The sequence below is a fragment of the Roseinatronobacter bogoriensis DSM 18756 genome (assembly GCF_004366635.1).
Classification (GTDB): domain Bacteria; phylum Pseudomonadota; class Alphaproteobacteria; order Rhodobacterales; family Rhodobacteraceae; genus Roseinatronobacter; species Roseinatronobacter bogoriensis.
The window spans coordinates 215,117-238,805 of sequence record NZ_SORN01000001.1 but is presented as its reverse complement, the minus strand read 5'-3'; the positions used below and the strand labels follow the sequence as shown (position 1 = coordinate 238,805).

The 23,689-nt window shown below is 59.7% G+C and carries 22 protein-coding genes and 1 tRNA gene; 6 read left to right on the top strand and 17 right to left on the bottom strand.

Translation table 11 applies throughout. The features are described from left to right. The first annotated feature begins 57 nt into the window (after positions 1–57). Positions 58–1,038 (top strand): GlxA family transcriptional regulator, encoded by a 981-nt coding sequence (locus EV660_RS01085; RefSeq protein WP_071481762.1) that lies wholly within the window; start codon positions 58–60, stop codon positions 1,036–1,038. Between the two features lie 4 nt (positions 1,039–1,042). Here EV660_RS01085 and EV660_RS01080 read toward each other — a convergent pair. Then, positions 1,043–1,126, bottom strand: a tRNA-Leu gene (locus tag EV660_RS01080). Positions 1,127–1,359: 233 nt separating this feature from the next. Between EV660_RS01080 and EV660_RS01075 the strand changes: the two genes are divergently transcribed. Further along, positions 1,360–2,844, top strand: coding sequence for a DEAD/DEAH box helicase (locus EV660_RS01075; protein ID WP_071481763.1), 1,485 nt, complete (start codon positions 1,360–1,362; stop codon positions 2,842–2,844). Positions 2,845–2,900: 56 nt separating this feature from the next. On the opposite strand, the gene EV660_RS01070 is transcribed toward EV660_RS01075, so the two are convergent. The 5 genes from EV660_RS01070 to EV660_RS01050 all read right to left on the bottom strand — a co-directional run bounded on the left by EV660_RS01070 (position 2,901) and on the right by EV660_RS01050 (position 9,309). Continuing rightward, positions 2,901–3,992 (bottom strand): ABC transporter ATP-binding protein, encoded by a 1,092-nt coding sequence (locus tag EV660_RS01070; protein WP_071481764.1) that lies wholly within the window; start codon positions 3,990–3,992, stop codon positions 2,901–2,903. Between the two features lie 19 nt (positions 3,993–4,011). Further along, positions 4,012–5,664 (bottom strand): beta-galactosidase BglA, encoded by a 1,653-nt coding sequence (bglA, locus tag EV660_RS01065; protein WP_232727318.1) that lies wholly within the window; start codon positions 5,662–5,664, stop codon positions 4,012–4,014. 11 nt (positions 5,665–5,675) lie between these two features. Beyond that, positions 5,676–6,827, bottom strand: a complete 1,152-nt coding sequence (locus EV660_RS01060) for a carbohydrate ABC transporter permease (RefSeq protein WP_071481765.1) — start codon at positions 6,825–6,827, stop codon at positions 5,676–5,678. A 14-nt stretch (positions 6,828–6,841) separates the two neighbouring features. After that, positions 6,842–7,819: a carbohydrate ABC transporter permease gene (locus EV660_RS01055; RefSeq protein ID WP_071481766.1), complete on the bottom strand. Its 978-nt coding sequence runs from the start codon at positions 7,817–7,819 to the stop codon at positions 6,842–6,844. A 137-nt stretch (positions 7,820–7,956) separates the two neighbouring features. Further along, on the bottom strand, positions 7,957–9,309 hold the full coding sequence (locus EV660_RS01050; RefSeq protein ID WP_071482343.1) for an ABC transporter substrate-binding protein: 1,353 nt from the start codon (positions 9,307–9,309) through the stop codon (positions 7,957–7,959). A 271-nt stretch (positions 9,310–9,580) separates the two neighbouring features. Here EV660_RS01050 and EV660_RS01045 point away from each other — a divergent pair, with 271 nt between their 5' ends. The 3 genes from EV660_RS01045 to EV660_RS01035 are packed head-to-tail and all read left to right on the top strand — an operon-like array spanning position 9,581 to position 12,897. Next, positions 9,581–10,612, top strand: coding sequence for a substrate-binding domain-containing protein (locus tag EV660_RS01045; RefSeq protein ID WP_071481767.1), 1,032 nt, complete (start codon positions 9,581–9,583; stop codon positions 10,610–10,612). Further along, entirely contained in the window at positions 10,609–11,934 is a 1,326-nt protein-coding gene (locus tag EV660_RS01040; RefSeq protein ID WP_071481768.1) for a GH1 family beta-glucosidase, read from the top strand. The genes EV660_RS01045 and EV660_RS01040 overlap by 4 nt, the downstream gene beginning before the upstream one ends. 12 nt (positions 11,935–11,946) lie before the next feature. After that, positions 11,947–12,897: a glucokinase gene (locus EV660_RS01035; protein ID WP_071481769.1), complete on the top strand. Its 951-nt coding sequence runs from the start codon at positions 11,947–11,949 to the stop codon at positions 12,895–12,897. On the opposite strand, the gene EV660_RS01030 is transcribed toward EV660_RS01035, so the two are convergent. Continuing rightward, positions 12,894–13,502, bottom strand: coding sequence for a Pr6Pr family membrane protein (locus tag EV660_RS01030; protein WP_071481770.1), 609 nt, complete (start codon positions 13,500–13,502; stop codon positions 12,894–12,896). The two genes, EV660_RS01035 and EV660_RS01030, sit on opposite strands and share 4 nt — an antisense overlap. 97 nt (positions 13,503–13,599) lie before the next feature. Here EV660_RS01030 and recO point away from each other — a divergent pair, with 97 nt between their 5' ends. Continuing rightward, positions 13,600–14,310 (top strand): DNA repair protein RecO, encoded by a 711-nt coding sequence (gene recO, locus EV660_RS01025; protein WP_071481771.1) that lies wholly within the window; start codon positions 13,600–13,602, stop codon positions 14,308–14,310. Positions 14,311–14,328: 18 nt separating this feature from the next. On the opposite strand, the gene EV660_RS01020 is transcribed toward recO, so the two are convergent. The 10 genes from EV660_RS01020 to EV660_RS00980 all read right to left on the bottom strand — a co-directional run bounded on the left by EV660_RS01020 (position 14,329) and on the right by EV660_RS00980 (position 23,689). Next, positions 14,329–15,573 carry a c-type cytochrome gene (locus EV660_RS01020; RefSeq protein ID WP_071481772.1) on the bottom strand — a complete coding sequence of 415 codons (1,245 nt, stop codon included), beginning with the start codon at positions 15,571–15,573 and terminating at the stop codon, positions 14,329–14,331. Between the two features lie 8 nt (positions 15,574–15,581). Then, positions 15,582–15,737 carry a hypothetical protein gene (locus EV660_RS18525; protein ID WP_168800281.1) on the bottom strand — a complete coding sequence of 52 codons (156 nt, stop codon included), beginning with the start codon at positions 15,735–15,737 and terminating at the stop codon, positions 15,582–15,584. A gap of 13 nt (positions 15,738–15,750) precedes the next feature. Next, a complete protein-coding gene (locus tag EV660_RS01015) occupies positions 15,751–16,821 on the bottom strand; it encodes an Mrp/NBP35 family ATP-binding protein (protein ID WP_071481773.1) in 1,071 nt (356 codons plus the stop codon). 100 nt (positions 16,822–16,921) lie between these two features. Continuing rightward, positions 16,922–17,920 carry a formate dehydrogenase subunit gamma gene (locus tag EV660_RS01010; protein ID WP_071481774.1) on the bottom strand — a complete coding sequence of 333 codons (999 nt, stop codon included), beginning with the start codon at positions 17,918–17,920 and terminating at the stop codon, positions 16,922–16,924. A 13-nt stretch (positions 17,921–17,933) separates the two neighbouring features. Beyond that, a complete protein-coding gene (fdh3B, locus tag EV660_RS01005; RefSeq protein WP_071481775.1) occupies positions 17,934–18,530 on the bottom strand; it encodes a formate dehydrogenase FDH3 subunit beta in 597 nt (198 codons plus the stop codon). A 15-nt stretch (positions 18,531–18,545) separates the two neighbouring features. Further along, a complete protein-coding gene (locus EV660_RS01000; protein ID WP_375781711.1) occupies positions 18,546–21,503 on the bottom strand; it encodes a formate dehydrogenase subunit alpha in 2,958 nt (985 codons plus the stop codon). Positions 21,504–21,505: 2 nt separating this feature from the next. After that, positions 21,506–21,721: a hypothetical protein gene (locus EV660_RS00995; RefSeq protein ID WP_071481777.1), complete on the bottom strand. Its 216-nt coding sequence runs from the start codon at positions 21,719–21,721 to the stop codon at positions 21,506–21,508. A 71-nt stretch (positions 21,722–21,792) separates the two neighbouring features. Next, a complete protein-coding gene (locus tag EV660_RS00990) occupies positions 21,793–22,398 on the bottom strand; it encodes a TorD/DmsD family molecular chaperone (RefSeq protein WP_071482344.1) in 606 nt (201 codons plus the stop codon). 112 nt (positions 22,399–22,510) lie between these two features. Further along, on the bottom strand, positions 22,511–23,155 hold the full coding sequence (locus EV660_RS00985; RefSeq protein ID WP_071481778.1) for a DUF3306 domain-containing protein: 645 nt from the start codon (positions 23,153–23,155) through the stop codon (positions 22,511–22,513). A 3-nt stretch (positions 23,156–23,158) separates the two neighbouring features. Beyond that, entirely contained in the window at positions 23,159–23,689 is a 531-nt protein-coding gene (locus EV660_RS00980) for a DUF3305 domain-containing protein (RefSeq protein WP_071481779.1), read from the bottom strand.

Sequence of the window (23,689 nt, the reverse complement as noted above, 5' to 3'; positions counted from 1 at the left end):
GACACGGGCGGGTGCGCATGTGAAGCTGTGTCAAACAGGTGATCAAGGCGTATCAGAATGACCACTTCAAAGCCCGCTTTCGTCTTTCTGGTCGAAGACGGCTTTGCGATGCTGCCCTTTACCTCGGCCATCGAGGTGCTGCGGCTGGCCAACAAGCTGACTCACAGCACGCAGTACAGCTATTGGGTGTCCACGCTGGGCGATGTGCGGGTTACGGCCTCGAACGGGGTGGGGATTGACCCCAGCCGACAGATTGCAGAGCTGGGGCGCGAGGACCGGATCGTTGTCGTGTCTGGCGATGGGGTGTGTCAGGCGCGCAATGCCGGTCATTCGTCCTTTCTGCACAAGGCCGCGCGCTTTGGGCACGAAATCTGGGGCCTATCCTCGGGGGTGGTGCGGCTGGCGCAGGCAGGGTTGCTTTCAGGGCGGTCTGTTTCGGCCCATTGGGAAGACATTCCCTATCTTGAACAGAATTTCCCCAGCATCACGGTGACCTCTTCGCTCTTCACCTTCAGCCAGAAAATTGCCACCTGCGCGGGCGGGTTATCGGCCGCTGATCTGATGCTCTCGCATCTGCGCATGTCTGGCCCTGCCACCCTTGCAGATGAAATCTCTGCCCGGCTGATTCTGGATGGCACGCGCGCAGGCCGGGTGGTGCAGAAACTGCCCACACGGCTGAGATACCGCAGCAGCAGCCCAAAGGTGCAGCTTGCGCTGGAATTGATGGACGGGTTCATGGATGACCCGCTGCCCATCTCAGAGATCGCGGCCAAGGTTGCCGTATCCCAACGCCAGTTGGAACGCCTGTTCATGACCGAACTGGGCAAGACGCCCAAACAGCTATATCTGGAATTGCGACTGGAAACGGCGCGCTATGATGTGCTGGTCAGCACCCGCCCGATCACCAGCATCGGGCTGGATTACGGCTTTAACCCCAACAGTTTTGCCCGCAATTACGTTAAAATGTTCGGAATAACGCCAAAAGCCGATCGCGCAGGCGCAAAGGGACAGGCACCGCAAAAGGCAGGGGAAAGCTAAGTTATGGTGCGGGTGGTCGGAGTCGAACCGACACTCCTTGCGGAAAGGGTGTTTGAGACCCTCGCGTCTACCATTCCGCCACACCCGCACAACTTTGGCGTCTTTAGCGCGGATGTTTTCCTTTCGCAACGGGTCAAAATCAGCTTTGCGTAAATTTGATGGCGCTTTTCCCCTGCCAATTCCCATGAAGATTGACCTTTTTCGACGAATAGCGTATGGGACGAGGCTATGCCACCTTTCGATGGCATTTCCGCTCGCGGGGCGTAGTAGCAAAGCGTCCCTGAACCGATCGCGGCCCGATGCCGTATCAAATGGACGCATATGACCCAATTTTCTGATCTGAAGCTGGACCCGAAGGTCCTCAAGGCGATTGACGAAGCCGGATACACAACCCCGACCCCCATTCAGGCACAGGCCATCCCGCACGCGCTTGAAGGGCGCGATGTACTGGGAATCGCCCAGACCGGAACAGGCAAGACAGCCTCTTTCACGCTGCCGCTGATCACGCGTCTGGGGCGCGGGCGCGCACGCGCGCGGATGCCGCGCAGCCTTGTGCTGGCGCCCACACGCGAACTGGCCGCCCAGGTGGCCGAGAATTTCGACACCTATGCCAAGCATACCCGCCTGACCAAGGCGCTGTTGATCGGTGGCGTGGCCTTTGGCGAACAGGACAAACTGATCGACCGGGGCGTGGATGTGCTGATCGCCACACCCGGCCGATTGCTGGACCATTTCGAGCGCGGCAAACTGCTGCTGACTGGCGTCGAGGTGATGGTCGTGGACGAGGCCGACCGTATGCTGGATATGGGCTTCATCCCCGATATCGAGCGGATTTTCGGCCTCACACCTTTCACCCGCCAGACCTTCTTCTACTCGGCCACGATGGCGCCAGAGATCGAGCGGATTACCAATACCTTCCTGTCGAACCCCGCGCGAATTGAAATTGCGCGTCAGGCCACCGCGTCAGAGAACATCGCACAGGAACTGATCGAACTGCCCGCCACCCGCCGTGATGGCGCAGCCAAGATCAAGCGCGAAGCATTGCGCGCGATTATCGACGCCGAAGGCGACAAGCTGGAAAACGCGATTATCTTCTGCAACCGCAAGGTCGAGGTTGATATTCTTGCCAAGTCCCTGACCAAGCACAAACTGGACGCGGCCCCCATTCACGGGGATCTGGACCAATCGCTGCGCACCCGCACCTTGGAGCGGTTTCGCAATGGCGAGTTGCGATTGCTGATCGCGTCCGACGTGGCAGCGCGCGGGCTTGATGTGCCAACAGTCAGCCATGTGTTCAACTTTGACCTGCCGTCACATCCGGAAGATTATGTCCACCGGATCGGGCGCACTGGGCGCGCCGGGCGTTCGGGTAAGGCCGTGTCGCTGATGGTCCCCGCTGACCAGAAATACCTCGACGCGATCGAGCAGCTTCTGGACCGCAAACTGCCACGCGGAACAGCGCCGAATCTGGATATTGGCAAACCTGTGGCCGAAACGGAACCCGCGAAAGACGCCACATCACGACGCGCGCATTCTGTATCCAAGGCGAAATCTGCCGCCCCGGCCCCCAAGGCTGAACCCGCGACAGAATCAGCGCAACAAAAAGCAAAGCCCGAGGCGCAGGACGAACAGAATGCCAATCTGTATACCCTTGACGATGCCAAATCCGCACGCGGGCGCGGCCAGTCACGCGGTCGCAAGGACAATCGCGGGCAGGACAACCGTGGTCAGGACAATCGCGGCGCGGTCGTAGGCATGGGCGACCATGTCCCGGACTTCCTGCTGCGCGAATTTCGGATCGCCTGAAGTAACAGGGGAAAGCCGCAACATTTGATGTGCGGCTTTCTACCCTGCCCCCGCACTTAACGATACAACAGTGACACCTTGTTATGAAACAGGTGAATCTTTGACGGGTCGGCCTTCAGCTTGACCTTGCGGCCCTTCAGGTCTGTGTGAATGCCAGCCAGCTTTGCCAGCACCGGGGCCGCCCCTTCAGACTCGGGCTTGAAATACAGCACGGTCAATTCGCCCAAAGCCTCCAGCAACTCGACCTCGCCCGCATAGAGGAAATCGTCGCCATCAGTTGCGACCAGATCTTCGGGACGCGCGCCCAGATTGACCTTCAGCCCCATATCGGCGTCAGTGGTGGGGATATTGGCAACCGCGCTACCGCCGCCCGCCAGTTTGACGCGTGTCTGCGCACCTGTGCCCACAATCTCGCCCGCTAGCAGGTTCATCGCCGGAGAGCCGATAAACTGCGCCACAAACTCGCCATTGGGGCGTTCATACAATTCCAGCGGGGTGCCGACCTGCGCAATACCACCGCCCGCCAGCACGACAATCCGGCTGGCAAGTGTCATCGCCTCGACCTGATCATGGGTCACATAGATCATGGTCGAATTGGGCATCGACTCTTTCAGTTTCGCAATCTCGATCCGGGTGGCCACGCGCAGCGCGGCATCGAGGTTTGAGAGCGGTTCATCGAACAGATACACTTTCGGGTCGCGCACGATGGACCGGCCAATCGCAACCCGCTGCCGCTGCCCGCCCGACAACGCCTTTGGCAAACGATCCAGATAAGGGCCAAGTTGCAAGATATCAGCGGCGCGGTTAACCGCCGCGTCAATCTCGGATTTGGATTTCTTGGCGATCTTCAGCGCGAAGGACATGTTATCGCGCACGGTCATATGCGGATAAAGCGCGTAGGACTGAAACACCATGGCAATGCCGCGCTGCGAAGGGGGGATGTCATTCACGACCATCCCGTCAATCTGCAACTCTCCGGCGGTAATCTTCTCCAAGCCCGCGATCATCCGCAGCAGCGTGGATTTCCCGCACCCTGAAGGCCCGACGAATACAACCAATTCACCCTGCTGGATATCAAGGTTGATGTCAGACAGAACTTTGACCTCGCCATATGCCTTTTCGACATCGGTCAACTTCAGATCGGCCATGATGTCTCCTCCTCCCTTGTTATCTTCTGACGACCAGACAGGGTTGCCAAGGTCCAAGATGCACCAGCCCGTCCTCTCCCGCGCCAGAGCTGTTCAGTTCCTGCCCGACGGGGACCCAGTTGCCCTCGGGCAAATACAGGGTTGCAGGGTCATGGCTCAGGTTGAAGGCACAGAACAGTTCTTCGCCCGCCTCCTCGCGGAAGAAAGACAGCACCTCACCCGAGACATGCAGATTGCGCATCGTGCCGCGCGACAGCGCGCGATGCGCGTGGCGAAAGGCAATCGCGCGGCGGTAGTGATGCAACAGCGCATCTGGCGCGCGTTCCTGTGCATCTACGGCCAGACCCAGATGCTCGCGCGCGACAGGCAACCACGGCTTGCCGCCGGAAAAGCCACCATTCTGGTTGTCTGCAACCCAGACCATGGGCGTGCGGCACCCGTCGCGGCCCTTGTATTCCGGCCAGAACTGAATGCCATAGGGGTCTTGCAAGTCATCGAAGTGCAATTCCGCTTCTTGCAGGCCCAATTCCTCGCCCTGATAAAGGCAGACGGAGCCGCGCAGACACATCATCAATGTGGCATAGGCCCGCGCTGCGGCCGGGGTCAGGTTCCAGCGTGAAATATGGCGCATCACGTCATGGTTGGAAAACGCCCAGCACGCCCAGCCTTCCGGGGCGACATGGTCGGCATGGCGCAACACCGCCGCAAACCGGGCGGCCGAGGGTGCATCCGGGGACAAAAACTCGAACGCATAACACATCTGAACCTTGTCGCCGCCAGATGTGTATTCGCCCAAAATCTCCAGCCCGCGCTGCGCATCGCCCACTTCACCAACCGCAGCAGCATCATAAGTATCCAACACCGCGCGGAACCGGCGCAGGAATTCCAAATTTTCAGGGCGGTTCTTGTCGTAGAGATGTTCCTGATGGTTATACGGGTTCACCGCAGGCGCGATAGAGGCATTGCGCCGCTCTGGTGGCAGGGGCGGGTTGTCGCGCAGGTCATAGTCATGGACATAGAAATTGATCGTATCCAGACGAAAACCGTTGACCCCGCGTTCCAGCCAGAAACGCGCGATATCCAGCAATTCTTCCTGCACAGCGGGTTCATGGAAATTCAGGTCCGGCTGCGACGAAAGGAAATTGTGCAGGTAATATTGCAGGCGCGTTGCATCCCACGCCCAAGCCGATCCACCAAAGATGGACAACCAGTTATTCGGCGGCGTTCCATCGGGTTTAGCATCGGCCCAGACATACCAGTTGGATTTGGGGTTGTCGCGGCTGGAACGGCTTTCCTTGAACCACGGATGCTGGTCCGAGGAATGCGAGAGGACCAGATCAATCAACACCTTGATGCCAAGCCGATGGGCCGTTGCCACCAGCGCGTCGAAATCCGACAAGGTGCCGAACATCGGATCTACATCGCAATAATCCGACACATCATATCCGAAATCCTTCATCGGAGAGGTGAAGAAAGGGCTGATCCAGATGACATCGACGCCAAGGCTGGCGATATAGGGCAGCCGTTCCATGATACCGCGCAAATCGCCGATACCATCGCCATTGCTGTCCTGAAAGCTGCGCGGGTAGATCTGATAGATCACTGCGCCGCGCCACCAGTCGGGGTAAAGCTCCAGCCCGTTTTCGGGCTGCAACAGGGTTTGTGCAGTCACGTTATTTGTCCTTACTTGACGGAGCCGGCCAGCAGACCGCGCACCAGATAGCGTTGCATTGTGAAGAAGACGACCAGCGGCACCGCGATCGAGACAAAGGCCGCAGTGGCCAGAATGCCCCAATCCCCCCCGCGAGAGCCCAACAGGTCATCGGCAATCTTCACCGTCATGACCTGAGAATCCGAGCCGGATGGCAAGAAGACTTTTGCCACCAGCAGATCATTCCATGTCCACAGGAACTGGAAGATGGCAAAAGAGGCAAGTGCCGGAAAACTTAGCGGCAGGATGATGCGCACGAATATCTGGAAATCCGTCGCGCCATCGACCTTGGCCGATTCAATAATGTCGCGCGGCAGCCCGACCATGTAGTTTCGCAACAGATACACCGCCAGCGGCAACCCGAACCCGGTATGCGCAAGCCATATGCCAAGGAAACTTTGCCCGATGCCAATATGCGTATGCAGCGACAACAGCGGCACCAGCGCCAGTTGCAACGGCACGACCAGCAGCCCCACCACAGCGGCAATCAGCAGCCCCCTGCCGGGAAAGTCCATCCAGGCCAGCGCATAGGCCGCGAATGCCGCGATCAGGATCGGGATGATCGTGGCGGGAATGGTCACTGTCAGTGTGTTGATAAATGCACGATCCATCCCATCGGCAAACAGCACGGTCCGGTAATTGGCCAATGTGAATTTCGGCGGTGTGCGGGCCTCGAAATAGATTGTCGGCCCCCTGTCCAGCGCCTCGGGTGTCTCGATCCGGTAACTGCCATCGCTATTGACGACCGCAGTTCCCCCCGCGCGCAGGTCCGACACCTCGCCCGCAGCAAACTCGCCCGGGGCAACAGCGCGGGTTCCATAAGCGGAAACCGTGCCCGTCGCATCGGGAAAACTGCTGGCAAGGGCCGGGTCGGCAAACACGTTGCCTTCCAGAATGAAACTGCCGCCTTCCTCGCGCGGGTTGTCGGCGGCCACACGGGTCCGGAAATTCAGATCAACCGCCAGAGGGGCTTGCCACCAGCCAGAATTGGAAATCTGGTCCCGGTCACGAAAGGACGACACGAACAACCCGATTGTCGGCAACAGCCATAGCAGCACCAGAATGATGACTGTAATATTGACCGCAAGTTTGCTGCCCTGATTTTGTCCCGCGATATTGTCCATATCTCGCCCCTCCCTCAGCGCATTTCATTGCGCGCTTGGCGGATGTTCCAGATCATGACCGGCAGCACCAGAAGCATGATCACGAAGGCCACAGCCGTGGCGCGCCCGTCATCGCGGAACATGTAGGTCATCATGTAGCTGGGCAGGATATGCGTGCCGAAATTGCCGCCTGTCATGGTGTAAACGATGTCAAACACCTTCAGCACAAGAATGGTGATCGTGGTCCAGACAACAACGATCGTGCCCATGATCTGCGGCACTTTGATCTTGAAAAACACCTGAAACGGGTTTGCCCCGTCAATAATCGCGGCCTCGATGGTCTCTTCGGGAATGCCGCGCAGGGCGGCAGACAGGATCACCATTGCAAAGCCTGTCTGAATCCAGACCAAAATGAACATCAGGAAAAAGTTGTTCCAGAACCGCACTTGCAGCGGGTCCAGAACCGCCAGACCCATCGCATCACGGATCGAGTTGATGATGCCGATATCGGGATTGGCCGAATAGACAAATTTCCAGATCAGCGATGCGCCCACGAAGGAAATGGCCATTGGCATGAAGATCAGGGATTTGGCGATATTGCCCCAGCTTAGCCGGTCAGTCAGCTGCGCCACCAGAAGCCCCAGAAAGGTTGCCATCGCCGGCACGAACAGCACCCACAGCAGGTTGTTAATGACCGCAGTGCGAAAAGTCCCCTCGCTGAACAGGTCGATGTAATTGCCCAGTCCGATGAAATTTGCACCTGACCGGTCAAACAGGGACCGCCAGAAAGACCCGACCACCGGATAGGCCAGATACAAACCCAGCGCGAACATGGCCGGGAACAGAAACAGCCACGGGCGCACCTGATTGGCACGGTTGATATTGCGCCCGGTATTCGGCCCCTTGGCCGGGAAGATCACCTTGTCGAGCAGCATGTTCGAGAAATAAAAATACCCGACACAGCCCCCGACACCAATGATAATGGTCAGCATCCCCTGAAAGACTGGTGACATTCTTCCCCTCCCTGCGGGCTATCAAACACCACCATATCTGGCAGCGATCATGCTCCGGCGCGCGGTCCAGATATTGGAACTAGCTTTGCAAAAGACGGGGCCACCGTTTCGTGGCCCCGTCCCGGATACGGTTTGCCTTAGCGCATCGCATCCCAACGCGACTGGATCGCGCGGGCCACATCGTCGGCATCGGCGCCGGTCACGAAATCAACCATACCGGTCCAGAACGCGCCCGCGCCGATCTCGCCCGGCATCAGGTCAGAGGCGTCGAAGCGGAAAGTTGTCGCATCGGCCAGAATCTCGCCCTGCGCGCGCTCGGAATCGCTTGCATAGGTTTCAAGATTCACGCCCGCATGTGCGGTCAGGAACCCGGCCTGCGCCATCCACAACTCATGCGCGATAGGCAGCTTGAGGAATTCGATCATCGCCTCAGCGCCCTCAGAGGGGTTGGTGATGGCAAACAAAGTGCCCGCGCCCAGAACCGGACGCCCCAGATCACGCTCCTCAAAGGCCGGGAAATAGAAGAAATCGACATCTTGACCAACTTCTGTTCCTTCGGGGAAGAACGCCGGAATGAAGGACGCCTGACGATGCATGTAGCAGGAAGGCGGAATCTGGAACAGCCCTGCCGGACTGTCGCGGAAATCGGTCGTCGCCGCAGCCTCTGCGCCGCCCTGGACGAAATCATCATTGCGCACAAACCAACCAAATGCGTCGATGGCCTCAATCACGGCCGGGTCGTCAAAGGGCAAGTCGTTGGTCACCCAATCGTCATAGACCTCTGGCTCATGCAGGCGCAGCATCATGTCTTCGACCCAGTCTGTCGCTGGCCAGCCGGTTGCTGCGCCGGACCCCAGACCAATGCACCATGGCGTGCCACCGTCTTCGACGATCTGTTCGGTCAGCGCCTTCAGCTCTTCCATCGTCTCGGGTATGTCATAGCCCATTTCGTCAAAGGCATCTGGCGAATACCAGACCAGCGATTTCAGATCGACACGGTAGAACAGCCCGTAAAGCTGGTCATTACCATCCGGGTCAGCATAAGTGCCCAGATCAACCCAGCTTTGCCCGGCGGCATAATTCTCGCGCACGAAATCGGCTGTCCCTTCGGCAAGCGGCGTCAGCAGGCCCTGCGCGGCCATATCTGCGGCAAGCCCCGGCTGCGGGAATACCGCGAGGTTGGGCGCACTGCCCGCACGGGTAGAGATGACGATGTCCTGCTCAAAGCTGTCAGAGCCCGAATAGTTGACTGTGGCCCCGGTCGCCGCCTCAAAATAGGCGAGGACATTGTCAACTTTTTCACGCTCATTGCCCGTCCAAGGCCCGGTGATCTCGATTGTTTGGCCTGATAGATCGACGGATTCGGCAAAGGCGTTATAGCTGTCCCAAGTGAAAGCCCCCTCACCCGGCGCGAATATCAGGTCTTGCGCAGTCGCGCCCGATGCAACAAGCGCCAGCACTGCGGCGCTCGCGTAAAATCTGGATTTCATTGTCATCCTCCCAAGGTTGACTCGTTGTTTTGCACAATTTTTATGCGCGTGCTGATCAGCATCCCAGCAGTTTGGAATCGTATCCCCAAACCGCTTTGGATAGCGGCACGTTGGCGGAAGCAAAACTCTCTGTCAAATGATTTTCTTGAAAACCAGCAGTATTTATTGGGCTTTTCGCAGGTGCAGAAAATTATACCTTCAAGATACCCCCTTTTCACCAGAGGAAATTTCCGTAGAGTAACGGCATGATTCAACACGGTTTGGCTAAATCATGGGCGTAACACTAAAGCAGCTTGCGGCCTCGCTGGGTCTGTCACCTACGACAGTCAGCCGCGCGCTGAATGGGTTTCCCGAAGTCAACGCCGCTACGCGCGAAAGGGTGCGCGCGGCGGCGACCAAGGCCAATTACCACCCCAACACCCGCGCCAAAAGCCTTGCGACAGGGCGCGCGCAGGCAATCGGCCATGTGATCCCCGTCTCGACCAGCCATGAAATCGTGAACCCGATCTTTGCCGATTTCATTGCTGGCGCGGGCGAGGTGTATTCGCGCGCCGGGTATGAAATGATCCTGCGTGTCGTCGCCGATGCAGATGAGGCCAGCGCCTATAGCGACCTGATCGCGCGTGGGGCGGTTGACGGGGTCATGGTGCATGGCCCCCTCGTCCATGATCCGCGTGTCGAAATGCTGGCGGGGCTGGATATTCCGTTCTTGCTGCATGGGCGCACCAGCAATGTGACTGCGCCCTATTCCTGGCTGGATATCAACAACCACCGGTCCTTTCATCGCGCCACACAATTCCTGATCGACTTTGGCCATCGGCGTATTGCCTTGGTCAACGGGCTGGAAGAAATGGATTTCGCCTGCCGTCGCCGCAAAGGGTATCTGGAAGCGCTGAGCGGCGCAGGCATCGAACCCGACCCATTTCTGATGCGTCAGGCCGAAATGACCGAACCTTACGGATACCGCGCAGCGCAGGAAATGATGCAACTGCCGGACCCGCCAACCGCGTTTCTTGCCTCTTCCATGATTGTGGCCTACGGACTGCGGCGCGGATTATCTGACCTTGGGTTGAAACTGGGGCGCGACGTATCGGTTGTGACACATGATGACGAATTGTCTTATCTACCCAATGACGGAGATGTGCCGATGTTCACAGCCACACAATCCTCGGTCCGCGAAGCGGGGCGGCGCGCAGCAAAAATGCTGCTGCAACTGGTGACCGACCCGGAATGCGGCCCTTTGACAGAATTGATGGAGACCTCGCTTGTGCTGGGGGCCTCTACAGGGCCGGCGTCACGATGAGCGGGTTTGATTTCTCACGCGCCGGTTTTCCTGCGGACTTCCTGTTCGGCACCGCCACGTCGTCTTACCAGATCGAAGGGCACGGCTTTGGCAAGGCCGGGCGCACCCATTGGGACGATTTTGCCGCTACGCCGGGCAATGTCGTGCGCGCAGAAGATGGGGCGCGGGCCTGTGACCATTACCGCCACTGGGCGCAGGATCTGGACCTGATCGCGGATGCTGGCCTCGACATTTACCGCTTTTCAACGTCCTGGGCGCGCGTGATGCCCGAAGGGCGCGGGGCGGTAAATGCCGAAGGGCTGGATTTCTATGACCGGCTGGTGGACGGTATGCTGGCACGCGGGCTGAAACCAGCACTCACCTTGTATCACTGGGAACTCCCCTCGCCACTGGCCGATCTTGGCGGCTGGCGCAACCGCGATATTGCCGATTGGTTCGCCGATTACACGCAGGTTCTGTGCAAACGCCTTGGCGACCGCATCTGGTCCGCCGCCCCGATAAACGAGCCGTGGTGCGTAGGTTGGTTGTCGCATTTCATGGGCCAGCATGCGCCCGGTCTGCGCGACATTCGCGCGGCTGCCCGCGCCATGCACCATATCGGCCTTGCGCATGGGCGCGCCATTCAGGTGATGCGCGATCTGAACATGTCCAATCTGGGGGCGGTGTGCAATTTCGAATATACCCTGCCCCTGACCGACAGCGCCGAGGACCGCGCCGCCGCCGCGCGCTATGACGGGATCTACAATCGCTGGTTTCTGGGGGCCATGTTCAAGGGTGCCTATCCCGAAGATGTGCTGGAAGGGCTTGGCCCGCATATGCCGCAGGGCTGGCAAGATGACATGGACCTGATCCGCCAACCGCTGGACTGGCTTGGCCTGAATTACTACACCTGCAAGCGCATCGCCCATGCTCCGGGCGCGTGGCCCAACCTGTCCGAACATATCGGCAATCTGCCCCAAACCCAGATGGGCTGGGAAATATGCCCCGAAGGGCTGCACCATTTCCTGCATTTCGCGCGGGACAATTACACAGGCGATCTGCCGCTATATGTCACCGAGAATGGCATGGCCAATCCCGACACGCCCCAAGTGCCGGACACAGCCCGCATCGACTATCTGAACCGCCATATCGCCCAAGCACGGCGCGCAATCACAGAGGGCGTGCCGCTGAAGGGCTATATTATCTGGTCCTTGATGGATAATTACGAATGGTCGCTTGGCTATGAGAAACGCTTTGGCCTTGTTCATGTCGATTTTGAAACCTTGCAGCGCCAGCCGAAAGCATCGTATCACGCGCTGCGCGCAGCCTTGGCGCGGAACTGAAAGAGATCATAGATGACAGAGCGTGACAGCCCGGTTCTTGTGGCCGATGTTGGCGGAACGAATACCCGCGTCGCGCTGGCGCGGGGGCGGACACTGGTTGCGGCCTCGACCGAGCGGTTCAGGAATGCCGAATTTTCCGGGCTGGATGCTGTGTTGCAGGCCTTTCTTGACCGGCATCGCAACCGGCCCGAACGCGCGGCCATCGCCCTTGCGGGGCGGGTGCAGGGCACACAGGCGGAAATGACCAATCTGGGCTGGCAGGTGGATGCAGGCGCAATGGCAAAAGCCACCGGGATCGGGCATATTGCGCTGCTCAATGACTTGCAGGCACAAGGTCACGCCTTGGCCCATTTGCCAGATACACATCTGCGCCGCCTGCGCGCAGGACAGCCCGAAGAGGGGCCAAAACTGGTCATCGGGCTGGGAACGGGTGTGAATGCAGCCCCTGTCTATGCCGCTGGTGCAGGGCATTTCGTCCCCCCGGCAGAGGCGGGGCATATCCATCTGCCATTGCACGGGGCTGAAGATTACCGTCTGGCAGACTGGTTGACCAAAAGGCGGGGGTTTGCCTCAGTCGAAGATGTGCTGTCCGGCTCCGGGCTGGAACGGCTCTATGCCTTTCACGCGCAAGAGGCACATTCCGGCACAGCCCTGAATGCCGAACAGATCATGGCCGCGATGGAGGCGGGCGATGCGCTGGCCCATGCAACAGGGCGGCATTATGTGCGGCTTCTGGCGCAGGTCACAGCGGATCTTGCGCTGATAACACTTCCCGCAGGGGGGGTCTATTTCATCGGCGGCGTGGCGCGCGCTTTTGCGCCCTGGCTGGAACGCTTCGGGTTTGAATCTGCCTTTACCGATATGGGCCGCTTCTCGGATCTGGTTGCGCGCTTTCCGGTGGCGATTGTCGAAGATGATTATGCGGCCCTGTCAGGCTGCGCGGCCTATGTGCAGGCGCATTAGTCGCGCAGCGGCATCCGCTGGCCAATGAAATTAAGCGCATATCCCAGCACCCCGAAGCCCAGCACCATCGCGGCCACATTCACGGCCACGGCACCGGCCCCGATCTGGCCCATATCCAGAAAAGGGTAGGGGTACCACCCGCTAACCGCCCCGCGCCCAAGGGCGTAAACCGCATAACCCGCAGGCCAGATCAGCCACCACAAGGGCTGGCCGCCGCGCGGGTCATGGCGTGTCGTCTCCATCAGCCAGAACCACAGCATGAGTGCTGGGAAAATCGTGTGAAACGCCTGATCTGTCCACCAGTTCAGCCCGCTGAAATTGTACAGATGCGCTAGCAAGGCATGATAGACCACCCCCACCACGATCATCGAAAGGGTGACCATCGTCATCCAGCCAAAGGACAGGCGCTGGCCGGTAATGGCAATGGTCAGCATGGTCGCCGCCATCAGCGCATTGGTCAGAATGGTGAAAAACCCCGCCAGCCCCCAAAGCGTCAGCCCCAGCCCCACGCCATGCTGGGCAAGATTAAGCATAATCTGCGTCGCCAGCACCACCACCCCCAAGCCACCGATCAGGCCAGCTGTGATGCGGTATTTCGGGTTCATGGCAATCTCCCTGCTGATTCTTCCACGCCACCCTAAATCAGGACCGACCCGCAGGAAAACACTTGCCGATGGACAGCCAAAGCGGCACATCCAACTCATGGACTGGCGCGACGAAGGTATTTTGCTGGCAATGCGGCCGCATGGCGAAACAAGCGCCATCATAGAGGTATTCTCGGCGCTGCACGGGCGCCATGCCGGTGTGGTGCATGGCGGGGCCTCGCGCAAGATGGCGCCGGTTCTGCAACCCGGTGCGCAGCTTGATCTGGCGTGGCGCGCCCGGCTGGAAGAACATATGGGCAGCTTCACCGTCGAATTGACGCGTGCGCGCGCGGCAATGGTTCTGGGTGACAGGCTGGCACTGGCGGGGCTAAGTGCCGCTTGTGCGCTGTGTCGCTATGCCTTGCCGGAACGACAGGCGTCGCCCATGCTGTATTCCGCGACAGTTGCCTTACTGGACAGGCTGGGCCAGCCCGGTTGGCTACGTGACTATGCGTTGTGGGAACTGACATTGCTGGAAGAAACCGGCTTCGGGCTGGACCTGCAACAATGCGCAGTGACAGGCGCAACTGACGGGCTTGCCTATGTCTCGCCCCGCACCGGACGTGCGGTCACCGCGCAAGCAGCGGGCGAATTTGCCGCACGATTGCTGGTTCTGCCTGCGGGGCTGGTAACGGATGCGGCGCTCGACGCGCAAGCCGCGCGCGATGCGTTGCACCTTAGCGGGTATTTCCTGCACCATTGGCTCTCAGAGTCAATCGGCCGCCCCCTGCCCGAGGCCCGCGCGCGGCTGGTGTCGCAACTGGGATAACGGGCAGCGGCCCCCGCCCTATTGCGCCGCACGTTCCAAAAATTCGACCAGCGCCTGCCGGTCATCAGGGTCGCCGATGCGCTGCTCTGGCATCCGCGATCCGGGTGTATAGGCTTCGGGGCCAAATTCGAACAACTCCGCCACCGTGCGCGGTGTCCAGACAATATCCAATTCGCGCAGCGCGGCGGAGTAATCATACCCCTTCTGGCTGGCGATAGGGGTGCCGAATATGCCATGCAGGCTGGGGCCTGCGCGCATATGGTCATCGGGTATCAGCGAATGGCATACCGCGCAGGACTGCCAGATTTCCGCCCCCCGGCTATCATCGGTATATTCCTGTGCCATGGCCAGTTCTACACCGCCAAGCGATGTGCCATCGGCCAGTGACCAGCGCCGGATCACACCGTCATTTCCGGCGGTGAACACCTGCTCTGCATCCAGCGCCAGCGCCCAGACGGGGCCGGATTCCGCCGCAAACATCTGCCGCTGCGCAAGATCCGCGCCCGCCAGCAGCCACACTGTGCCGTCTATCGCGGCGGCGGCAACATCTGCCTCTGTCGCCGCAAGAGACACAAGCGGCCGGTCGGTCAGAAACCGTTCCGGCAGCAAGTCGCCACTTTCCGAGAACAGACGCAGCGCGCCATCGGCAAAGATCACGGCAATCCGGCCCTGTGTGATGGTCAGGCCATTAGGCAGGGCTGGCAGGTCTGTGCGGGCCTGCACATCCATCTCCCTGCCCCAGCGCACAAGGCGCAGATCACCGCCCACTGTCACCAGATCACCAGAAGGCAGAAAGCCTATGCCCGTCACCCTGTCGCTATGGGCTTGATGGTCCAGCAGCTGCAAGCTGTCGCGCTGAAGCAACTGGACACGCCCATCCCAGAATGATGCAGCCACATAAGCGCCATCATCCGACACCGCCAGCGCCGCCACAGCAGCGCCACCCGCTTCAGTGGAAAAGACGGGGGCACGTCCATCGCTTTGCCACATTGCAAGACGCCCGTCCTGACCTGCGGTGACGAACTCTCCCCCGGGCAGCACGGCCACGGCGGTGACATTGCCATCATGAAACCGGGTGATATTGCGCGCGGTTGCGGTCTGAATATCCCACAAAATCGCGCGTGTATCGAACCCGCCCGAGAGCAGAACACCCTGCCCGCTATCCAACGCACCTACCGGCCCGCCATGCCCGACCATATCCTGCGCCTTGAGCGGCAGGACAGCGGCCAATGTGGCGGCCAGCGACAGGGCGGCAAAACGCATGATGCGGATCAGTTGCCGATCAGGTTGGATCCGGGGTTATCGACCCGCGCCCCTTCGGTCGTAAAGGCCGCATGTGACGGCTGCTGAAAGCCGCTATCCAGAAATGTCGCAGCCCCGAAGGCAACAACGACAGCAAAGACGACGGCAGCAAGAAAAGCTTTCATGGCAAGACTCCTGTCAGGTTCGCACAGGCCGAATGGCGCGTGCTTCGGGTTTCAGCCCCGCCATCATGGCGCGGGCAATCTGTTGATAAATCTGGCCCAGCGGCCCTTCCGGGTCGCGGGCGGTGATCGGCTGGCCTGAATCTGAGGCGGCTCGCAATTCCATCGTCAGCGGCACGCCCCCCAGATAGGGCACTTTCAGGCGCGCAGCCTCTGCCTCGGCACCGCCCTGGCCAAAAATGGCATGCGCAGTGCCACAATCTGGGCAGAGGAAGTGGGACATATTCTCGACAATGCCCAAAATCGGCACATCGACCTTGCGAAACATGGCAATGCCACGGCGTGCGTCGATCAGCGACAAATCCTGAGGGGTCGAGACGATGACTGCCCCCGCCAGCTTCGTGCCCTGTGCAAGCGCCAGTTGCGCGTCCCCTGTTCCGGGCGGCATATCGACCAGCAGCACATCCAGCCGCCCCCAGTCCACATCGGCCATCATCTGGGTGATGGCGGACATGACCATCGGCCCGCGCCAGACCATTGCAGTCTCTGCCTCGACCAGCAACCCCATGGACATGGCGCTTAGCCCGTAAGCCTGCATCGGTTTCAGCTTGCGCCCCTCGCCCATGCCGGGCTTGCCATGCAGGCCCAGCAAGGTGGGCAGTGACGGGCCATATATATCGGCGTCCAATATGCCAACGCGCAGCCCCTGCGCGCGCAGCGCCAGCGCCAGATTGACTGTGGTGGTGGATTTCCCGACCCCGCCCTTGCCCGAGGCAACCGCGATCACATGGCCAATGCCTGCAAGCGGGTCAACCTTGGCCGGTTTGGGTGCCTTGATCTGCGGCGGGCTATCGCGTTCCGAGGTCAGGACCACGAAAACCGAATTGACCGAAGGCAGCGCGCGCAGCCTCGCCTCCGCTTCATCGCGGACAGGGGCGAAGGCCTGCGCCTCTTGCGGGGTGATCTGGATCGACAGGCTGACGCGGCCTTGCGCCACGTTCAAACCAGAGACCCTGCCAGACGCGGCAAGCCCCGTGCCGTCTGGCAGCATCACCGTATCAAGCGTGGCGCGGATGTCGTCTTGCATGTGCCTTGTCGTTTCCAGTTGCCATCCCGATCAGCCGATCAGAATAAAAACCCGGCCCCATTGCTGGCGCCGGGCATAGGTCAAGACCCCCCTCCCGGCCTCACTCCGCCGGTGTCGTGACCTGTGTGGTATTGCGCTTTTGCGTGGCTTTCACTTCTTCCACCCATAGCGAATGGTGTTCCTTGGCCCAGTTTTCATCCACTTCACCAGACCCCATTGCGTCAAATGCGCCTTCCATCCCGACCGAACCGATATAGATATGCGCGATCACGATGGCCGACAGCGCGGCAGCAATCAGGGCATGGACGACTTGATAGAACTGCCAATCCGCCTGTGTGCCAGCCTCTGCGGGGAACAGCATCATGATGCCGGTATAGGACAGCCCCGCCCCACCAATCACAACAGCCCAAAAGATCAGCTTTTGTCCGGCATTGAACTTGCGCGCGGGCGGGTGAACCCCTTTTTTCAGCAACCCACCGGCTTGCTTGATCCAGTCCAGATCAAGCTTCTCGGGGATGTTGTGGACGATCCACAGCAACAAGATCATAACCAGTGACGCCATGAACGGCCATGCCAGATAGTTATGTGCAATCTTGCCATAGGCCGACAGCGTGCCAAACGCGGCTTCACCAAAGATCGGCAGGATCACCGACTTGCCGATAATCAAGTTCAAACCCGTCAGGGCAAGAATGATGAATGTGGATGCCAGTGTCCAATGAGCAAACCGCTCCACCCAGTTGAAGCGCAGGATCGTGCGGCCAGACATGCCGCTATCAATCCGGATTTTGCCACGGATCAGATAGAAAAGCGTCAGGATCGCAATCATCCCGATCACAGCCCAGATCGAAAGCGTGTGCAGGGTTCGCCCTTGCAAAGCGGCCCATGACTTGTTGTCGGGGCTAATCAGCGTGCCTGCACCACGGTCAGGAATGGTCACCCGGCCAGAGACAACAGCACTGTCCCCGCCAAGCGCCTGGAACATGGCATCTTCATTGACGGAACTTTGCGTCGGGTTCACTTGTGCTTGCACCTGTGGCGCGGACAGACCAAAGGCCAGGACCACGGACAGGGCAACAAACAGTCTTGATAGATATGTCATCTTGGCCCCCTCCTTACACGGTTACCGTATCGCCATAGGCGGTGCGCCAACCCCAGGCACCCGACCCATAGCCGCGCGTAACCACACGCTCGCGGTAAATGTCAGCAATGATGTCGCCATCACCGGCCAACAACGCCTTGGTCGAACACATTTCCGCACAGAGTGGCAGCTTGCCTTCGGCCAGACGGTTCGCACCATATTTGACGTATTCCGCCTGTGACATGTCCGGCTCTGGTCCGCCGGAACAATAGGTGCATTTGTCCATCTTGCCGCGCGTGCCGAAATTGGCGGTTTGCGGGTACTGGGGCGCACCGAACGGGCAAGCATAGCTGCAATAGCCGCAGCCGATGCATGTGTCCTTGTTGTGCAGCACCACACCATCATCGGTGGTGTAGAAACACGCAACCGGGCACACCGCCGCGCAGGGCGCATCAGTGCAATGCATGCAGGCCATGGACACCGAACGCTCGCCCGGCAGACCATCATTGATGGTCACCACGCGCCGCCGGTTTATGCCCCAAGGCACCTCATGCTCGTTCTTGCAAGCAGTTACACAGGCCTGACATTCGATACAGCGGTCTGCGTCACACAGGAATTTCATCCGTGCCATTTTCTTGATCCTCCCTTACGCCGCTGCGATCTGGCAAAGCGTGACCTTGCCTTCATGCATGCCCGTCACCGGGTCGTAGCCATATGTGGTAATGACGTTGACAGATTCCCCCAGAACAATCGGGTCAGTTCCGGCAGGGTAGTTGCCGCGCTGGTCCTCGCCTTGGAACCAGCCTGCGAAGTGGAACGGCATGAAAGCCAGCCCCCGGTTCACACGCTCGGTTACCAATGCCTTGACGCGGGCGCGCGATCCGCCCTCTGGCCCTGTCACCCAGACCCAGCCGCCATCGACGATCCCACGGGCGCGGGCGTCTTCGGGGTTGATCTCGACAAACATGTCCTGCTTGAGTTCGGCCAGCCACGGGTTCGAGCGCGTCTCCTCGCCGCCCCCTTCATATTCGACCAGACGACCAGATGTCAGGATGATCGGGAAGTCGCTTGCGACATTGCGTTCCACAACATCCTGCTGCACAGACTTGCCGATATTCGGCATACGCTGCTGGCGGCGGTCTTCATTCGTCGGATATGCAGCCACCAGATCAGGCCGGGACGAATAGATCGGTTCACGGTGCACCGGAATCGGGTCTGGCAGGTTCCATGCAATCGCGCGGGCCTTGCCGTTGCCGAACGGGACGCAGCCATGTTCCAGCGCCACACGCTGAATCCCGCCCGACAGGTCGATGGACCAGCTTACGCCGCCCATATTGTCACCCCCGATAGCCTCGATGACAGAACGCTCCTGTTCGGTCAGATCGCCATCCCAGCCAAGCTCTTCCAGCAGGGCATAGGTGAATTCAGGGTAACCATCCTGAATCTCTGACCCTTGCGGCCAGCTGCCTTCCGCCAACAGGGTTTCACCATCGCGTTCCAGCCCGAAACGCGGACGGAACGCGCCGCCACCTTCCATCGGGTGCAGGTTGGTATTGTACAGAATATGCGTGCCCGGATGGCGCAACTCTGGCGTGCCCCAGCAAGGCCACGGCAAGCCATAGTAATCACCCTGAACTTCGGCAGGCGCATCGGGTTTGGCCCGAAGTGTCACCAGATCGAAATGTTCCTGATTGGCCATATGCGCTTTCAAACGCTCAGGCGACTGACCAGTATAGCCAGTTGACCACCCCCCGCGATTGATCTCGCGCAGGATGGATTCGGGCGTCGGTTCCATCCCGAACTTGCCCTGTACCATCTCATAGTTCTTGAACATCTCATCCGCAAAGCCAAGGCGCTCTGACAAGGCATGGATCACGGCATAGTCGTTGTCGGATTCAAAAATCGGATCGACAATCTTTTCGCCCCATTGAATGGAACGGTTGGATGCAGTGCGCGAACCGGAACATTCGAATTGCGTGCAGATCGGCAGCAGATAGGTGTTGTCCGTGCGAGAATGCAGGGCTGCGAAGGTTGTCGGGTGTGGGTCAGCCACAACCAGCAGGTCCAGCGCATTCATGCCGCGCTGTGCATCCTGCATCCTTGGCACCGTGTTGCCACCGTGGCCAAAGACGATCATCGCCTTGATATTGTCCTGCTGGTCGATTTCATCGGCGTCAATGGTGACCGCATCGAACCAGCGGGTCGAGGTGATGCCCGGAATTTCCATGTTCTGCTCTGGCGTGCGCGCATCGCGCCCGCCTTTGGCTGGCACCGCATCAAACCGGCTGACGAAATATTCGTAAGGCACGTCCCAGACGCGGCTCCAGTGGCGCCATGCACCTGCGCCCAAGCCGTAGTAGCAAGGCAGGTTACCCACATCGAGGCCGAAATCCGTGGCACCCTGCACGTTGCAATGGCCGCGGAAAATATTGGCGCCATTGCCCTCGCCGCCGACATTGCCGGTGGCCAGCAGCAAGATGTTGTAAGCCCGCACATTGGCAGTGCCGACAGTGTGCTGCGTGCCGCCCATGCACCAGATAAAGGTCGAGGGGCGTTCTTTCGCGAATTGCTCAGCCACCCGCTTGAGCGTTTCGCCATCCACGCCGGTGATATCCTCGACCACGTCAGGGGTGTAATCTTTCACCACTTCGCGGACCTGATCCATACCGTAGACCCGCTGCGCAATGTATTCGGTATCTTCCCAGCCATTCTCGAAGATGTGGTACAGCATCCCGTTGATAACGGCGATATCCGTGCCGGGGCGGAAACGGACATACTCGGTCGCATGCGCGGCTGTGCGTGTGAAGCGCGGGTCAAGCACGATGACATTGGCGCGCTGCGTTTCCTTGCCTTCAAGAATATGCTGAAGCGACACAGGGTGCGCCTCTGCGGCATTGGAGCCCATGAAGATCACGGTTTTCGCGTTGCGGATGTCGTTATAGCTGTTGGTCTGCGCGCCATAGCCCCATGTATTCGCCACGCCCGCCACGGTCGTCGAGTGACAGATACGCGCCTGATGGTCCACGTTATTTGTACCCCAGAAGGCGGCGAATTTGCGGAACAGATACGCGCCTTCATTCGAGAACTTGGCCGACCCCAGCAGGTAAACCGAATCCGCGCCCGAATTCGCGCGGATCTCGCCCATCTTCTCGGCAATCTCGTCCAGCGCCTGATCCCATGAAATACGCTGCCATTCGCCGCCCACCTTCTTCATCGGGTACTTGATGCGACGATCCCCATGCACAAGCTCACGCACTGACGCGCCCTTGGCACAATGCGTGCCGCGGTTGATGGGGCTGCCATAGGCCGGTTCCTGACCAACCCAGACGCCATTTTGCACTTCGGCGATCACAGAGCACCCGACCGAACAATGGGTGCACATGTTCTTCTTGACCTCGATCGGCTGGCTCATATCGGTAAAGCCTGCGGCCTCGACCCGGCGCGTCATGCCTGCGCCAACAGTCGTAAGCGCAGCCAGACCACCCACCGTCAGACCGGAAGCGCGCAGAAAGCTGCGGCGATCCAGCGGCTTTGCGGCCATGCCAGAGGCCATTTGCGACAGGCGGCCAGTGGACGCCGCCTCACGGGTTCTGCGTTTGACCAGCATCAGTTTTCCCCCCGAGGATAGTAGCGGTTGGTGCGGTAGTAGGTTTCGACATGCTCTGTGACCTGATAGCGCGCACGGGTACGCTCATCTCCGGTCTGCTGTGCAAAACCGGGGCGCGCACCGCCGACGCTCAGCGCCGCAGCAGATGCCGCCCCTGTCGCCGCAACACCGAAAAAGGCGCGGCGGCTGATCGGATTTCCCTTATCCTGTGCCATGGAACCCTCCCATCTGGCTGGATGTTGCGGCGTGACCCTGCACCATCCCGGCTGAAGTTCTTGTTTCTTGATCAAGCCGCGAGCGTGAAGGCCCGCGACTCGATATCGGTGAGCAGCCGGCCAATTTCGGCCAGCGGACGATAGAACCGCGCACTTGGCGCAATTGCGAGGTCGTCAAAAAACTGCCCGGCCCAAGGGGCGATGTGGCGACCGAAAAACGCACCCTGCCCGGCAATGTCGATGTCTATATCCCCCGCACACATATCGGCCATCACTTCCAGCAACAGGGCGATATGGTCTTCGGGCTCGTGCCGCCCCTCGGCGCGCGCCACCCCGATCCGGGCAAGGTCGGCGCGCAACTCTGCAAGAGGGCGTTCGTTTAGAAATCCGGTCAGGTAGAAGCTGGCATAGGGCAACAACTCACCACGACCGACACCAACAAAAAGCTCGAAATATTCACGCTCGACCGCATGAGCGTTTGCCTCGGCAGCCGCCGCAGCAAGGGCGTTGAATGCAGCGCCCATCGGGGTCTGATCCCCTTTGATCTTCGCAATCGCACCCAACAACACCTCGTCGGGCGCAGAGATCAGCATGCGTGACAGAAAGCGATACTGTTCGCTTCGCGCCACATCATCCGCAGCAATGGCTGGCCTACTCGTAGGCTGGCTCTGGGTCATTTCAATCAATTCCTGTTCGCGCTGTTTGTACTGATATACAACAGTATGCAAAGTTTAGCGCCAGCGCATCAGACTGTCCAGATATTTGATGGACTTTGTATACAACTTTAGTTCAATCCGGCAGCGCGCCACCATGCCGCCTGCGCGGTGGTGTATCGTCTATATCCGACTGATTCTCATAGGAATTATCTGTGTCATGTGGTGCTTGTGCATCTTGTGGCGGGACCGGAGATTCGACCTTGGAAGCATCCTCAACCGGGGTATTCTGCGCCGCAGAATCCGGTAGCCCGGATGCGGGGACTGCGTGTGATTTTTCCCGCTCTGCTTGCCCTTCCAGAGATGCCGCATTGCAGCGCGGGGCAGTCAATTCGCGCAGCATTTCAGCCGCCCTTTGCGCAGACGGGGCCGCCCCGTCACCGGGCACCCCGCCGGGGGTGTTCCAGTCCCAAGCATAGTCAACCGCCGGGTCCGCATGGTCGCGGATGGCGGGGGTCAACAACCATTTCTTGCGCAGCGCCGCATTGCGAAGCGCTTGCGGCACCCCCTTTTGCAAAAAGGGCCGGATATCCGTTTCGATTGTAAACTGGTCAAGCGATGGCAAGGCGGCAAGCTCTTCATCACTCAGCGATTCGTCAGGTTCTTCTGCTGGTTCAGGGCTGGGCGGCTCTGCCTCCTGCGCCTGCGGGGTTGGGGCAGTGACGCGCTTGCGCTTGGACCAGCGGCTGAAAAAATTCTCGTCTTCAGGTGGTTGCGCCATGTTCTACCTCTTGCGGGGGGCATTGACCCATTTGTCATCAGGCTGAAGGACACGCGGCGCGCGGGCGGTCATGGCGTTCGGGTCCACGGGCAGGCGCTTGCGCTTCTTGAAAGGAATCTCGACATGATGCGCCGCAACGAAATCCGCCACACGGGCGCGAATGGCCTCTGGCATGGGAACAGCCTCGACCACAAGATCAAGGTCAGAGGCATAGCCCTCGCCTTCATAGGGATCGGCGGTGACATCGACAATCTCGGCGCGCTTCGGGTCCTGGCCCCGCATGGCCACCCAGATCGACGGGCGCTGTGCGCGCAGATTGTCCAGATGATGACCAGTATCCCCCGAATACAGAACCAGATCACGCCCCCCCAGATACCACGTCTCAACCCCATCTTCACTGCGCAGCAGGGTATGCGCTGCCGCATCTGGTTCTTGTGGCAACACGGCAATCGGGCGCAATTCGCCGGTGCCCCAACGGGTGACAGGTGGGCGGCGAAGCGCCAGAACCGAAACGCGCAAGACTTCCTGTGGCAT

Coding starts and splice junctions, on each gene's coding strand:
- EV660_RS01035 (WP_071481769.1), top strand. CDS start 11,947: ATGACAGAGCGTGACAGCCCGGTTCTTGTGGCCGATGTTGGCGGAACG.
- EV660_RS01070 (WP_071481764.1), bottom strand. CDS start 3,992: ATGGCCGATCTGAAGTTGACCGATGTCGAAAAGGCATATGGCGAGGTC.
- EV660_RS00980 (WP_071481779.1), bottom strand. CDS start 23,689: ATGCCACAGGAAGTCTTGCGCGTTTCGGTTCTGGCGCTTCGCCGCCCA.
- EV660_RS01045 (WP_071481767.1), top strand. CDS start 9,581: ATGGGCGTAACACTAAAGCAGCTTGCGGCCTCGCTGGGTCTGTCACCT.
- EV660_RS18525 (WP_168800281.1), bottom strand. CDS start 15,737: ATGAAAGCTTTTCTTGCTGCCGTCGTCTTTGCTGTCGTTGTTGCCTTC.
- EV660_RS01075 (WP_071481763.1), top strand. CDS start 1,360: ATGACCCAATTTTCTGATCTGAAGCTGGACCCGAAGGTCCTCAAGGCG.
- EV660_RS01040 (WP_071481768.1), top strand. CDS start 10,609: ATGAGCGGGTTTGATTTCTCACGCGCCGGTTTTCCTGCGGACTTCCTG.
- EV660_RS00985 (WP_071481778.1), bottom strand. CDS start 23,155: ATGGCGCAACCACCTGAAGACGAGAATTTTTTCAGCCGCTGGTCCAAG.
- EV660_RS00995 (WP_071481777.1), bottom strand. CDS start 21,721: ATGGCACAGGATAAGGGAAATCCGATCAGCCGCCGCGCCTTTTTCGGT.
- recO (WP_071481771.1), top strand. CDS start 13,600: ATGGACTGGCGCGACGAAGGTATTTTGCTGGCAATGCGGCCGCATGGC.
- EV660_RS01030 (WP_071481770.1), bottom strand. CDS start 13,502: ATGAACCCGAAATACCGCATCACAGCTGGCCTGATCGGTGGCTTGGGG.
- EV660_RS00990 (WP_071482344.1), bottom strand. CDS start 22,398: ATGACCCAGAGCCAGCCTACGAGTAGGCCAGCCATTGCTGCGGATGAT.
- fdh3B (WP_071481775.1), bottom strand. CDS start 18,530: ATGGCACGGATGAAATTCCTGTGTGACGCAGACCGCTGTATCGAATGT.
- EV660_RS01055 (WP_071481766.1), bottom strand. CDS start 7,819: ATGTCACCAGTCTTTCAGGGGATGCTGACCATTATCATTGGTGTCGGG.
- EV660_RS01060 (WP_071481765.1), bottom strand. CDS start 6,827: ATGGACAATATCGCGGGACAAAATCAGGGCAGCAAACTTGCGGTCAAT.
- EV660_RS01085 (WP_071481762.1), top strand. CDS start 58: ATGACCACTTCAAAGCCCGCTTTCGTCTTTCTGGTCGAAGACGGCTTT.
- EV660_RS01050 (WP_071482343.1), bottom strand. CDS start 9,309: ATGAAATCCAGATTTTACGCGAGCGCCGCAGTGCTGGCGCTTGTTGCA.
- EV660_RS01020 (WP_071481772.1), bottom strand. CDS start 15,573: ATGCGTTTTGCCGCCCTGTCGCTGGCCGCCACATTGGCCGCTGTCCTG.
- EV660_RS01015 (WP_071481773.1), bottom strand. CDS start 16,821: ATGCAAGACGACATCCGCGCCACGCTTGATACGGTGATGCTGCCAGAC.
- EV660_RS01010 (WP_071481774.1), bottom strand. CDS start 17,920: ATGACATATCTATCAAGACTGTTTGTTGCCCTGTCCGTGGTCCTGGCC.